This is a genomic window from Sphaerospermopsis kisseleviana CS-549, from assembly GCF_028329225.1.
Taxonomy (GTDB): domain Bacteria; phylum Cyanobacteriota; class Cyanobacteriia; order Cyanobacteriales; family Nostocaceae; genus Sphaerospermopsis; species Sphaerospermopsis kisseleviana.
Window position 1 is genome coordinate 1 of record NZ_JAQMTI010000117.1, and the last position, 13,500, is coordinate 13,500.

Annotated in this window: 15 protein-coding genes; 10 read left to right on the forward strand and 5 right to left on the reverse strand. The window is 35.3% G+C overall.

Annotated elements, in window-relative coordinates; all coding sequences use genetic code 11:
* The first annotated feature begins 181 nt into the window (after positions 1-181).
* The 7 genes from rpmI to PN497_RS10385 all read left to right on the forward strand — a co-directional run bounded on the left by rpmI (position 182) and on the right by PN497_RS10385 (position 7,543).
* Entirely contained in the window at positions 182-379 is a 198-nt protein-coding gene (gene rpmI, locus PN497_RS10355; protein ID WP_096567982.1) for a 50S ribosomal protein L35, read from the forward strand.
* Positions 380-400: 21 nt separating this feature from the next.
* A complete protein-coding gene (gene rplT / locus PN497_RS10360; protein ID WP_096567984.1) occupies positions 401-757 on the forward strand; it encodes a 50S ribosomal protein L20 in 357 nt (118 codons plus the stop codon).
* Between the two features lie 152 nt (positions 758-909).
* Positions 910-1,695 (forward strand): transporter substrate-binding domain-containing protein, encoded by a 786-nt coding sequence (locus PN497_RS10365; protein WP_096567986.1) that lies wholly within the window; start codon positions 910-912, stop codon positions 1,693-1,695.
* Positions 1,696-1,827: 132 nt separating this feature from the next.
* Positions 1,828-2,352: a tetratricopeptide repeat protein gene (locus tag PN497_RS10370; protein ID WP_096567988.1), complete on the forward strand. Its 525-nt coding sequence runs from the start codon at positions 1,828-1,830 to the stop codon at positions 2,350-2,352.
* A gap of 331 nt (positions 2,353-2,683) precedes the next feature.
* Complete coding sequence (locus PN497_RS10375; RefSeq protein WP_096572678.1) at positions 2,684-4,627, forward strand: primary-amine oxidase; 1,944 nt, start codon at positions 2,684-2,686, stop codon at positions 4,625-4,627.
* Between the two features lie 265 nt (positions 4,628-4,892).
* Positions 4,893-5,462 carry a peptidylprolyl isomerase gene (locus PN497_RS10380; RefSeq protein ID WP_096567990.1) on the forward strand — a complete coding sequence of 190 codons (570 nt, stop codon included), beginning with the start codon at positions 4,893-4,895 and terminating at the stop codon, positions 5,460-5,462.
* A gap of 92 nt (positions 5,463-5,554) precedes the next feature.
* A complete protein-coding gene (locus tag PN497_RS10385; RefSeq protein WP_096567992.1) occupies positions 5,555-7,543 on the forward strand; it encodes an Eco57I restriction-modification methylase domain-containing protein in 1,989 nt (662 codons plus the stop codon).
* Here PN497_RS10385 and PN497_RS10390 read toward each other — a convergent pair.
* Positions 7,521-8,210, reverse strand: a complete 690-nt coding sequence (locus tag PN497_RS10390; RefSeq protein WP_096567994.1) for a Uma2 family endonuclease — start codon at positions 8,208-8,210, stop codon at positions 7,521-7,523. The genes PN497_RS10385 and PN497_RS10390 overlap by 23 nt on opposite strands.
* A gap of 334 nt (positions 8,211-8,544) precedes the next feature.
* Between PN497_RS10390 and bchB the strand changes: the two genes are divergently transcribed.
* The 3 genes from bchB (at position 8,545) to PN497_RS10405 (ending at position 10,846) form a co-directional block, all read left to right on the forward strand.
* Positions 8,545-10,095, forward strand: coding sequence for a ferredoxin:protochlorophyllide reductase (ATP-dependent) subunit B (gene bchB, locus PN497_RS10395; protein WP_096567996.1), 1,551 nt, complete (start codon positions 8,545-8,547; stop codon positions 10,093-10,095).
* A 145-nt stretch (positions 10,096-10,240) separates the two neighbouring features.
* Entirely contained in the window at positions 10,241-10,591 is a 351-nt protein-coding gene (locus PN497_RS10400) for a DUF6883 domain-containing protein (RefSeq protein WP_096567998.1), read from the forward strand.
* Between the two features lie 3 nt (positions 10,592-10,594).
* Positions 10,595-10,846, forward strand: a complete 252-nt coding sequence (locus PN497_RS10405) for a DUF4926 domain-containing protein (RefSeq protein WP_096568000.1) — start codon at positions 10,595-10,597, stop codon at positions 10,844-10,846.
* A gap of 341 nt (positions 10,847-11,187) precedes the next feature.
* On the opposite strand, the gene PN497_RS10410 is transcribed toward PN497_RS10405, so the two are convergent.
* From PN497_RS10410 to PN497_RS10425, 4 genes are all read right to left on the reverse strand, one after another.
* Positions 11,188-11,664, reverse strand: coding sequence for an ArsC/Spx/MgsR family protein (locus tag PN497_RS10410; protein WP_096568002.1), 477 nt, complete (start codon positions 11,662-11,664; stop codon positions 11,188-11,190).
* A gap of 163 nt (positions 11,665-11,827) precedes the next feature.
* Positions 11,828-12,439 (reverse strand): cysteine dioxygenase family protein, encoded by a 612-nt coding sequence (locus tag PN497_RS10415; protein WP_096568003.1) that lies wholly within the window; start codon positions 12,437-12,439, stop codon positions 11,828-11,830.
* Between the two features lie 18 nt (positions 12,440-12,457).
* Entirely contained in the window at positions 12,458-12,631 is a 174-nt protein-coding gene (locus PN497_RS10420; protein ID WP_272110066.1) for a hypothetical protein, read from the reverse strand.
* A gap of 38 nt (positions 12,632-12,669) precedes the next feature.
* A complete protein-coding gene (locus tag PN497_RS10425; protein ID WP_096568005.1) occupies positions 12,670-13,152 on the reverse strand; it encodes a hypothetical protein in 483 nt (160 codons plus the stop codon).
* Between the last annotated feature and the right edge of the window lie 348 nt (positions 13,153-13,500).

Sequence of the window (13,500 nt, forward strand, 5' to 3'; positions counted from 1 at the left end):
GGACTGGGGACTGGTGACTGGGGACTGGTGACTGGGGACTGGGGACTGGTGACTGGGTAGGAGTTTTCCTAATTCCCAATTCCCTGTTCCCTCTGATAACTGCTGTAATTATTGACAAATGTTGGTTAATTTGAGTTTTATTGGTATATAATTGTAGATTGTGTTGATTCAAAGCCATCCCATGCCTAAACTCAAGACTCGCAAGGCAGCAGCGAAAAGATTCCGCGCCACTGGTAGCGGTAAAATCGTGCGTCGTAAACCTTTCAAAAATCACTTGTTAGAGCATAAGTCCTCTAGCAAAAAGAACAATTTGTCTAAAATGGCAGTTGTTCATGAACGCGACGAAGAAAACGTGCGTTTAATGCTTCCTTATTTGTAAATCCTTCAGGTAATGTAAAAAATGACTCGTGTAAAACGCGGTAATGTAGCTCGTAAACGCCGCAATAAAATTCTCAAATTAGCTAAGGGTTTTCGTGGTTCTCACTCTACTCTGTTTAGAACCGCTAACCAACAGGTGATGAAGGCGCTTCGCAGTGCGTACCGCGATCGCAAAAAGAAAAAGCGCGATTTTCGTCGTCTGTGGATCACCCGTATTAATGCGGCTTCTAGACAACATGGTTTGAGCTATAGCCAGTTAATTGGTAATCTGAAAAAAGCTAATGTTGACCTAAACCGTAAAATGTTGGCACAGTTGGCAGTTCTTGATCCTGCAAGCTTCGCTAAAGTGGCTGAACTGGCAAACTCTGCCAAAGGATAAAGGTGGCAACGGATGAATAACGGATGTAACAGATAAATTCTGCTGAAAATTCAAAATTAAACAGAATTAAACAAAATTAAACGTTTTGTGAAAAGTTGTTAAACGTTTTGAAAAGTTAATAGCAGCGTCTCGTAAAGAAGCGAAGGTCAATTATGAATCAGTTACATCTGGTATTATCCGCTACCTTTATGATCATTTGTTGCCTGTTCTATGGGGAGATAGATTTGGTTGCTTCTGCGGCGACTATGGCAGAAATTCAGCAACGAGGCTATTTAACTGTGGCGGTTAAGGATAACGTCCGTCCTTTGGGATTTAGGGATGAAAACGGCAATTTACAAGGGTTAGAGATTGATTTAGCCAAGCGTTTGGCTAGTGATTTGTTAGGTAAACCGGATGCGGTGAAATTGCAATCTGTAGTTAATAGCGATCGCTTACCTGCTGTTTTTGATCATCAAGTTGATATGGCGATCGCCAGAGTTACCGCCACTGAATCACGCTCCCGCATAGTTAGCTTCAGTGTTCCTTACTATTACGATGGTACAGCAATAGTTACAAAAAATACCGCTATCAAAAAACTTCAGGATTTAGCAAAACGTAAAATTGCTGTACTCAATCACTCCAGCACTATCTCATACATAAAATACTTTATACCTAATGCTGAATTAGTCGGTGTTAATTCCTACGCCCAGGGAAGAGAGCAAATAGAAAGCGGTAAAGTGGATGCTTTTGCGGCTGATGTCAGCGTTTTAAGTGGTTGGGTACAAGAATATCCCCAATATCAAATATTGCCAACCAAATTATCAACAGAACCATTATCTGTAGTCATGCCCAAAGGATTGCAGTACGATGAATTAAGGCGAGGAATAAATGAAGCGATCGCTCGTTACACAACCACAGGTTGGCTCAAAGAACGAACAAACTATTGGGGACTAGAATAATTGATAATTGATAATTGATAATTGATAAGGGAGAAATTTTTATTGTTAATTCTTAATTTATTTATTTTCTCATTTTCCCAGAAAGTTGATAATAGATAGAGAAAGCAAGTTTAATATTTGTATTTGCAACCAATGGATAACAATCTAGTAATCATTTATCTTTCAGTTTTCGTCGGTTTGCTCCTATTTGCGGGAGTGAGTGTTTTTCGTCAGATTTTCAAAACTCGTAAACTTGAAAATTCTCTTTCCCAGTTGAAAACCAAATTGACAAAAGAAAAAGGTACTGCACAAGAATATTACGAATTAGCTAGTATTTATTCTGAAAAAAAAGTTTTTACCCAGGCAATACCCCTATTTCAAAAAGCTATCAAAGCCGCCGAAGAAGAGGGAGAAGAAAACATTGCCCCAGTTTACAATGGTTTGGGATATGTTTACTTTGCCCAAGAACAATATGATTTAGCGATTAGGCAGTACAAAGAAGCATTAAAATTGCAACCAGATTATGTAGTAGCGTTGAATAATCTTGGCCATGCTTACGAAAAGAAAAAATTAACTGCTCAGGCGTTGGAAATGTATGAAACCGCACTCAAAATTGCACCTAATAACGCCACAGCTAAACGTCGTGCCGAATCTTTGCGGAGATTAGTTTCTGCATAGTAAAAAGCTATCAGCTATCAGCTATCAGCAATAAAATTCTTGTGCTACAAGGCTTTTAAATTACCAACAAGATATTGTATAATCCATACCCCTGACTTCTTAAAGAAGTTGGGGATATTTTTATTCTTTATATTCATTTTCTGCTAATTATACTGTTTATGAGTAATAGTTTTGAAATCAATAGATATTCATTAACTCTACTGACTTCTCAAACAGTATGATGCAAAAACTCAATTATTTTTCCCACATTCCAGCAACAAAAAATACATATTTGTGGGGTGGGCATCCTGCCCGCCCAAAAAACCTGTTAAAACTGGCTATTAACTTATTGATGATCATTTCTCTAACCCTGATATTTCCTCATATTACATTTGCTCAAGAATTAAATCAAAAATCATTTATTACCCATCCCCTCAACCCCTTAACAGAGACAGAAATTACCACCGCAGTAGAAGTATTAAAACGGGAAAAACCATTAAGCAACACAACATTTTTTCCCATGATTACATTACAAGAACCAGATAAAAGCCAAGTCTTGAATTTTCAACCTGGGCAAAAATTTACCCGCCGTGTTTTTTTGCAAGTTTATGAACGGGAACACAATAAAACTTTTACAGCGACAGTTGATTTAATAACCAAAACCCTAACTAACTGGCAAGAAATACCTCATGTTCAACCTGCTATTTTACCCGCAGATTATGAAATAGCCAGAGAAGTTGTGAAATCTGATCCGCGCTGGCAACAAGCAATGAAAAAACGAGGAATTAAAGATTTTAACCAAATACAAATAAGTTGTTGGGGAGCAGGAATATTAACTTCAGCAGAAGCAAAAAATGGTCATAGAATTTGCCGTGCCTTATCCTATTATCAAGGTAAACATTGGAATTATTTCTCACGCCCCATCGAAGGTGTTTTAGTCACTATTGATTTAAATAAAGAAGAAGTTTCTAGTTTTGTAGATCATGGTGTAGTTCCTATTTCCCAAGAAAACTGGGACTATGATATTAAAGCTTTCAATAAATTAACACCACCACCTAAACCTTTAAAAATCATTCAACCAGAAGGTACAACATTCAAAATTCAAGGTAATGAAATTACTTGGCAAGGTTGGCAATTTCGTTATTTAATGCACCCCCGTGAAGGCTTGGTTTTGTATCTTGTTAAATATAACGATGGCGAAAAAATCAGACCTGTTTTATATCGTGGAAGTCTTTCAGAAATGGCAGTTCCTTACGGTGATCCAAATCCAAATTGGTCATTTCGTAACGCCTTTGATGTGGGAGAATACAATATTGGTTTATTAGCAAATCAACTAAAATTAGGTCAAGAAATTCCTGAAAATGGAGTTTTATTAAATGCCACTTTTGCTAATGGTGAAGGTGAACCTTATACTATGCCGGGAGTCATAGGTATTTATGAAAGAGATAACGGCATACTTTGGAAACATTTTGATTTTAACACTCAAAAAAATTATGTCTGTCGTAATCGTGAATTAGTCATGAAAATGATTACAACAGTTGATAATTATGATTATACTTTGAATTGGATATTTCACCAAGATGGAAGTTTAGAAATAAAAAATGAATTATCGGGAATTGTGTTATCTCAAGGCACATATGACGAAAAACAATCTAGCAATTCTTTGGGAAGATTATTAGCTAAAAATATCTTTGGTGTCAATCATCAGCACTTTTTCAATTATCGCTTAGATTTAGATGTTGATGGGCAAAATAATAATGTGATGGAAATGAATGTTAATAATTTACCTATCAGTGAACAAAATCCTTTAGGAAATGCCATTACAGTTGAAGATACATTATTAAAAACCGAAACAGAAGCAGTGCGTGATGCAGATATTAAACACAGTCGAGAATGGATGATTACCAGTGCAGATAAAAAGAATCATTTAGGGGTTGCACCTGCATATATATTAATGCCAGGAGCAAATACAATTTTGTATGCAGTAGAAGGGGCAAAAATACGAAAAAAAGCTAGTTTTGCAACTCATCATTTTTGGGTAACAAAATATAAAACCGATGAAATGTATGCAGGTGGTGATTATCCAAATCAAACATCACTCGGAGAAGGTTTACCGAAATATATTGCTGATAATGAATCTTTAGAAAATGAAGATATTGTTGTGTGGTACACAATGGGTATGACTCATGTTCCTCGTCCAGAAGATTGGCCTGTAATGCCACGACATCAAGTAAGTTTTAAACTGATGCCAAGGGGATTTTTTAAGAGAAATCCAGCGATTAATTTAGGTGAATAAATTCCTTATTTCTCGTTACCTGTCTCTGACAAGTAATGAAATATATGAGGTTCTGCCTCAATAGACATTTGATGAAAATGAATGTAAGGACAATTCATGAATTGTCCCTACAAGGGTTTCAGGCTACACATATTTAAATTCGGTCGATGTCTAATAGACAAATCGCTAGAGAAATTTTTTGATATATAAACTTGCAATGTGAGTGTTAATTAGCCTACGATATATCAAACACGCGCAGTTTTGAAAACAGGATAGCTAAAAACTAATGAACTTTCCAGATATTAATATTCCCGGTGATGGACAACTTCACGCCCGCTTAACGACTTCCTTGGGTGAAATTGTAGTTAAATTGGAGGAAGATAGAACCCCCAATACTGTTAAAAATTTTGTCGGTTTAGCTACCGGAAACATTGACTGGAAAGATCCTAAAACCGGTGCATCTATGCTTGGTACTCCCGCTTATGATGGCGTTCGCTTTCACCGTGTCATCCCCGATTTTATGATTCAATGCGGTGATCCTTTAAGTCGTTATCCTGATATGTCTCATCGTTGGGGTACTGGTGGACCAGGATATAGATTTGAGGATGAGTTTCATCCTGAATTGAAGCATGATGAACCAGGTATTTTGTCAATGGCTAATGCAGGACCTGGAACTAATGGTTCTCAATGGTTTATTACAGAAGGACCAACACCTCATCTTGACAAAAGACACAGTGTTTTTGGTCAAGTAGTTGAAGGTATGGATATCGTCAATAGAATCGCTAATGTACCTACAAAACGCGATCGCCCTAATCAAGATGTCGTGTTAGAAAAAGTGGAAATTTTCCGCAAGTAATTAAGTAATTTTTTCAGATCCTTGACTTGTTTAATCAAGTTGGGGTCTGATAACTTAAATTATTTATCTAATCATTTATCTATGTATGAGGAATGATCAGTCATATCACAGATTTAACAGATATAACCGGGGTAAATTTATCTGCAAAATTGAACTTAATTCAAAGAAGTGAATTAGGTCAATTTCTCACTCCTGCTACAGTTGCGAAATTTATGGCAGGACAATTTAATAATTTATCGGGTCATATTAGTTTACTTGATCCTGGTGCTGGTGTGGGGACTTTAACTGCTGCGTTTGTAGAACAACTGTTGCTAAATTCCCATCAGGTTGAAAGTTGTTTTCTCACAGCTTATGAAATAGAATCAACATTTATATCATCCTTAGAAAAATGTCTGATAGAATGTTGTCGAGCTTTAGAAAACAAAGGAATTAAAGCCGATTATAGTGTAAAACAGGAAAGCTTTATTAATAGTCTAACAGCAAATAATTTACCGCTTTTTAATAATGCTTCTCAAAATTTTACCCATGCAATTATCAATCCACCCTACAAAAAAATCAACAGTCAATCGATTGAAAGAAAACAATTATCAAAACTAGGAATTGAAACAGTAAATTTATATAGTGCATTTGTTTGGCTGACAATGTTACAGCTTGCAGAACATGGTGAAATAGTGGCAATTACTCCCAGAAGTTTTTGTAATGGTGCTTATTTCCGCCCATTTCGTCAAGCGTTTTTACAGAAAATGTCACTGCAAAAAATTCATGTTTTTGATAGTCGTGATTTAGTCTTTGCAGAAGATAATATTATTCAAGAAAATATTATTTTTCATGCTATCAAAACAGAATATCAAGATAATTATATTCAAATCAGTATTAATTCAGAAATAGAACTAGATCAAGTTTCCGAAATTAGACTTGTTCCATATCATCAAATTATAGAAAAAGATAATCCTGAGAATTTTATCCATATTATTACTAACTATTTAGAAGATACTTTAAAAGTGCAAATGGATAAATTTCCATCTACCTTAGAAGAATTAGGTCTAGAAATATCCACGGGTCCAGTTGTAGATTTTCGTCTCAAATCAGCTTTGAGAAATTTTTTAAATGATCAAACAGTTCCCCTAATTTATCCAGAATCTATTAAACCAGGAAAAGTTCTATTTCCTCCCCAAAATCCAAAAAAATCAATTGCTATTGTTCACACTCAAGAAACACAAAAATGGTTGATTCCCCAAGGTTGTTATGTTTTAACTAAAAGGTTTTCTGCTAAAGAAGAAAAACGTCGTGTTGTTGCTGCTGTATCCTACCCTATAGATTACCCAGTATTGGGTATAGAGAATCATATTAACTACTATCATGCACAAGGAAAGGGAATAAATATCAACTTAGCAAAAGGGTTAACAGCATTTCTCAATTCAACTTTATTTGAGCAATACTTTCGACTTTTTAGCGGTAACACACAAGTTAATGCTACAGACTTACGCAAAGTTAAATATCCATGTAAAGATGATTTAATTCAACTGGGAAAACAAATTAATGAATCTGGATTTGATCAAGATAAATTAGATGATATTGTCAATAAAAATCTATCAATTATGAGTGAAACAATCAACGCAATTGCAGCTAGTAAACGTATTCAAGAAGCAATGAATATTCTGAAAGAAATTGCTGCACCCAAAGAACAACAAAACGAAAGATCCGCATTATGTTTACTCGCATTAGCAGATATTCGACCAGAAACTTCTTGGAATCAAGCAACAGCACCTAAACGCAGAATTACAGAAATGATGGATTGGTTTCGTGATTTTTATGGGAAACAATACGCACCAAATACACGAGAAACAGTAAGACGACAAACAATGCACCAGTTTGTACAAATGGGTTTGGTGGTGGAAAATCCAGATCAACCAAACCGACCAATTAATAGTCCTAAATGGTGTTATCAATTACAACCAATAGCACTATCATTAATCAAATCCTATAATTCTGAACTGTGGGAGGAATCCCGTCGTAATTATGCTATTGCAAATATCAAAACAAAAGTTTTTAAAAACTCTAACCATTACCTAATTTACTAACAAAAACCGCGTGTTCAACAGACTGTAAACCTGCTTGTAAAACCTGCAAAACCTCAGACATATTACCTGTTAACAACTCATTTACTGCTAACCATAAACCTGGAAACACACGACTTTTTAAAATACCATTTTCATCAGCAACTAATTCTAAATATTCACCTTGTTCTAAACAAAACCAAGTTAATTTTTGCTCTAAAACTTGCCAAACAATATACTCTTTCACACCATTACGACGATAAGCTTGTTTTTTACCATGTAAATCAATAGCTGCACTACTAGCAGCAATTTCTACTACTAATTCCGGCGCACCTTCAATATAATCATCTTCACTAATTCTAGTTTGTCCACCTGCTTCTGGTGTAATAATCAAAACTGCATCCGGTTGAGGTTCGTTATCGAAGTCTAAACGCACTGTAGGTTCAACTGCTAATTTTAGACTAGGAGTAAAAACCTTATAATTCCCCATCCATATCAATATGTGAGCATGAGGTTCTCCATGACTTTGTAAACGTAAAGCAGCAGGCATAATATAAACAATTCCTTCGATTAGTTCAGCTTTTTTTATATCACTTGTACTATCATAACGGCGCTCAAATTCATAACGATTAAGTTTATCACCGTTAGTTAAAGGAAGAATAAAAGTAGAAGGAAAGGGTAGTTTAACCATTATTTTTTTACTGGATAATTACACCATAAATACATGATAACAAAAAAACACTTTACATATCTCTAAAAACTGATAAAAATATTTATCAAAATATTTATCAAAATATTAAGACTTCTTTACTTAAACTATGGAAAAATTTTAGCACTTAATCCCCGAAATCCTATCTATGACTACCTTTGAGCAATGCTAAGATTTGCTAACACCGAGAAGTTAACTTCACTTACTTAAAAAAGCTTATTTGTTGATAGCCAAAAGTTTTGCGACAATCCAAGTTAATCATCAAAATAATAATCAAAAACTCATAGTTACTTGAGTGATAAAGGGAGAAGACTGAATGAAATTAGCTTACTGGATGTATGCTGGACCTGCTCACATTGGTACTTTACGGGTTGCTAGTTCCTTTAAAAATGTTCACGCTATTATGCACGCTCCTTTAGGAGATGACTATTTTAACGTCATGCGTTCGATGTTATCCAGAGAACGTGATTTTACACCAGTTACAGCTAGTATTGTAGATCGTCATGTTTTAGCGCGTGGTTCTCAAGAAAAAGTAGTAGAAAATATCACCCGCAAGGATGCAGAAGAACACCCAGATTTAATTGTTTTAACTCCTACTTGCACATCGAGTATTTTACAAGAAGATTTACAAAACTTTGTAGATCGGGCGCAAATGGATGCAAAAGGTGATGTGTTGTTAGCAGATGTCAATCATTATCGTGTGAATGAACTGCAAGCAGCAGATAGAACTTTACATCAAATTGTCAAATATTACATTGAAAAAGCGCGGAAAAAAGACGAATTACCAACTTCAAAAACTGAAAATCCTTCAGTAAATATTATTGGTATTTCCACCTTGGGTTTTCATAATAATCATGATTGCACAGAACTGAAAAAATTAATGGCTGATTTAGGAATTGAAGTTAATGCTGTGATTCCTGAAGGTGCTTCTGTTCATGAGTTAAAGAATTTACCAAAAGCGTGGTTTAATTTAGTTCCTTATCGGGAATTGGGGTTATTAACTGCTAATTATTTACAAGCAGAATTTGGTACACCTTTTGTAGATATTACCCCGATGGGAGTGGTGGAAACTGCTAGATGTATCCGCAAAATTCAACAAGTAATTAATCAACATATTTCGACTTCGCTCAATACAAAAGGTGCAAATGTTGACTATGAGGAATTTATCAACGAACAAACTTTATATGTTTCCCAAGCTGCTTGGTTTTCCCGTTCTATTGACTGTCAGAATTTAACAGGTAAAAAAGCGGTGGTTTTTGGTGATAGTACCCATGCTGCGGCTATTACTAAAATCTTATCCAGAGAAATGGGAATTCATGTAGTTTGGGCGGGTACTTATTGTAAATATGATGCTGACTGGTTTAGAGAACAGGTAAGCGAATATTGCGATGAGGTTTTAATTACCGAAGATCATGGAGAAATTGGTGATGCGATCGCTCGTGTTGAACCATCTGCCATTTTCGGAACACAAATGGAACGCCATGTAGGTAAACGTTTAGATATTCCCTGCGGAGTCATTGCAGCACCTATTCATGTGCAAAATTTCCCCATAGGTTACAAACCATTTATGGGTTATGAAGGTACAAATCAAATCACCGATTTAATCTACAATTCCTTCACTTTGGGAATGGAAGATCATCTGTTAGAAATCTTTGGTGGACACGATACAAAAGAGGTAATTACTAAAGGAATTTCTGCGGAATCTGATTTGCATTGGACAAAAGATGGGTTAGCAGAATTGAATAAAATTCCTGGTTTTGTGCGGGGGAAAGTAAAGCGAAATACGGAAAAGTTTGCCCGTGAACGGGGAGTTAAGGATATTTCTGCTGAAGTTTTATATGCAGCTAAGGAGGCTGTAGGGGCTTAGGTTTTGGGAGTTAATTAATAATATTAAGGGGTAAGGATTTATTGATGATCTTTATCCCTTGATTTTGTCAGTCACAAGGATTGACAAATACTGATGTTTAAAAGTATAATAAGGTTATTATAAAAAACTATCTTAACTAACTATAATGAACCAACAATTTAATACACCACAAGACAGATTGGTAATTCAAGATGCTAAAATTACCAAATACTTACTTGTGTATCAACCGAAAAGTGACAAGTCAGGATATCTAGCTTTGGCTGGATATAACCTGGAGAACTGGGAACTGCTAAAGAACGATATAATAAAAGCTGTAATAGGTTCTGAAATCGCAGAAGTGACTCCCACTGATTATGGAACTCAGTTTGCTATAAAAAGTCAATGGCTAGGTCCAAATGGCCACTTGCTTAGGGTGATCACTATCTGGCAACAAGATGAAGGAACAGAATTTTTAAGATTTATAACTTTAAAACCTGATAGATCACGGGAGAATTAAACCATGAAAACAGCCACCCTATTTCAGTGGGTAGAACTAAAACAAGATGTTCCTAACAGCCTAGTCAAAGCTGGTAATAGGGGGGTTGTTTTGGATCATCTCAATCCTACGAAAACTCAACCAGAACCAGGATATATTTTAGAAGTATTTGAAAGTGGTGAAACTCTAGATGTAGTTTCTGTTCCTATTTCCTGGGTTACAATTCTTCCTGAAAGTTGGGGAAATGTTGAATATGATGCAAAACAAACAGCTTAAAGTAGAAAATATCAAACTCATCACTGATTTTATAGATGTTACCCTGATGGTAGGTAGATGCTGATAAACAGGGTAATAACCCAAGTTGCTAGTTACGGGGAAGAGCGATCGCTAAAGCTGTACTTTGTGAAGGCAGTGGGTGAATAAAGTAATAAAATCCCCTCCAGTCAGAAAAAAAGGAGGGGTGTATGTTAAATGAAATAATTGCCATCTATGCTATCACGGATGACTTATTGAAAGCGAAACCAAACAACTAAATTCCTCAAAGTCCCCCTTTTTAAGGGGGATTTAGGGGGATCTGCGGGTGTCAAATCCCACACGAAAAAGTTTTCAAACAACCTCTAACCGTGATTTTTACAACTACCTTCCCTATGATGGTGGTGTTCGTGATTATTTCCATGAGCGCAACCTTGTAAGTCTTGCTGCATTAAATTTTCACTCATTGCTTTAAAAGACTCATCCACGGGTTTTAAACCTATCCATGCGTCAATTTTTTCGACATCAAAACCTACTTCTCTTTGCTCCCCTACTTCTAATAAAGGACGACGGATCAATAGGGGATCTCTCAACATCATCATTAAAGCGGTTTCTGCGTCAATTTTTTCCGGGTTTACCTCTCCTGATTTGATGCTAGGTGCAGCTTTGTTGAACCATTCAATTACGGGGCGATCGCCAAAAAATGATTTTAATCTTTCTTTTGTCCAAGGTTCTGTTAATAAGCTATATGCTATCACTTGATGACCTGCTGCTGTGAGTAATACTTTCTGTCTGGTGTTGTTTTTACAACCTGGTTTTTCATAGAAAATTACTCTGGCCATTGTTGTTTCTCCTATAGGTTTCAAGTTTGATTTTTGGATGGGAAATCATTAAACGCAGATGAACACAGATAAACGCAGATGAAAAAATAAATCATTCATTTAGGATTCTATATTTATCAAAATAATGTGTTATTTCTCTTTTTGCCACTACCATTTAAAAAAATTAGAATTTTTTAGCAATGTGATTAGTTACATAAAATTCAAATCTTTCTTTAGGATCGGTTTCACCATAAATATTAAATGTAACCGTAGGTTCATTACCCACAGCTTGAACTTGATGTATTGTCTCAGGTGTAAAACTAATTAAATCACCAGGTTGTAAATTTAGTTCTCCCACTTTTTCAATTTTATCAGGAAATTCATCTGTGGGATTACGTCGCCAAAATGTGTTTTTCTCCTGACCTTTTAATATTGCGACTATTCCCCAAGTTCCATGATTATGAATATTAGAAGTTGTTCCTGGTGCAAATGTGACTGTTTGCACTGTTAAGGGAAAACCCAATTCATCGTATAATAATAAAACTGATGTTCCGGTTTTCGGATCTGGTTCTAAAACTTGACTTTGTACCCAATAGGAATTAATAATTAATCGCCTCACTAACATTCTCAGTTGAGGAAGAAAAGTTGATTCATCCTCAACTTGATTGAGAACATCTTCTACTTCCGTAAGAAAGCGATAAAGGCGATAATTATCACGTAATAAATCCCAGTCTCTCGCGGATTTACAAATTTGATGTTTTCCATCTCCAGAGATAAACCAATCCTGACCTTGCATAATTTATATCGTATCAATCTAGAGTGTAAACTGTGAATATTTAGGTAAAAAAACCATAGGAGGATTAGCTTGAGGATTTCTAATTTCAGGAATTGGAGGCTTTTCCGGTTGTCCTGGTAAAATAATGGTATTAGGTGTAGATAATGACAAAAATTGATAAGATATTGGGTTGAGAGAAAACCAATTGTTCATGATTAGTAATTTTGTGATCTGTAATTACGAATTAAGAATTATTCGTCTTCTTCTGGGGGACGGGTTAAAATATCGAAAAGAATACTAGCACCAAAATCATTTTTATTATCAATACCTTGAATTTTGGTACTGATTTCTTTAGCTTGTTCTAACTTTCCTAGTTTAGCTACAACTAAACCAGAAGCAGCATAAGCATTTAAGAATAATCTGATATTGGGTTCTTCTTTTCTTTGCTGTAGGATTGGTTGCAGTTCTTCCCAATTATGAGGTAAATTCTCTATTTCTTTGATTTTAGCAATTATTTTTTCGGCTGTTGTCAGTGCTAAACTATAATTATTTTTGTAATAAAAATATCTGTAAGCTGCAACTAAAACATCTGTATTTTCTCCGGTTTTAGCTAAAGCTTGCTGCATATATTTGGCTGATTCTTCTGTATTTTCCCATGTTTTGGCGGCTAATATTAATAGTTCTTTGACTTCATCAGATACATCAAACCAGGAGAATTTGTTTTTGGTTTGCATAAGAACTCAAAAATATAAATTGATTGTCAGAATCAGGATTTTCAGGATGTGAGGATTTTCAGGATTAAATTTACCAATTACCAATTACCAATTACCAATTACCAATTACCAATTACCAATTCCCACTCTAATTTATTTTATAGCATGGACTAGAAGTAATTATGTAAAATTTTATATTATCTAAATATCACAAGTGTTGAATCCTGGAATAAAACTTTACAATCTTGGCGTTTTACCCAGGTAAAACCTATTGTCTATTGAGAATAGAGTCATTAATTGCTCAAATTTGGTATCACTGATACCAATGCACAAATTGGACAATATCCTCAAAATCTTAACATTCAACAC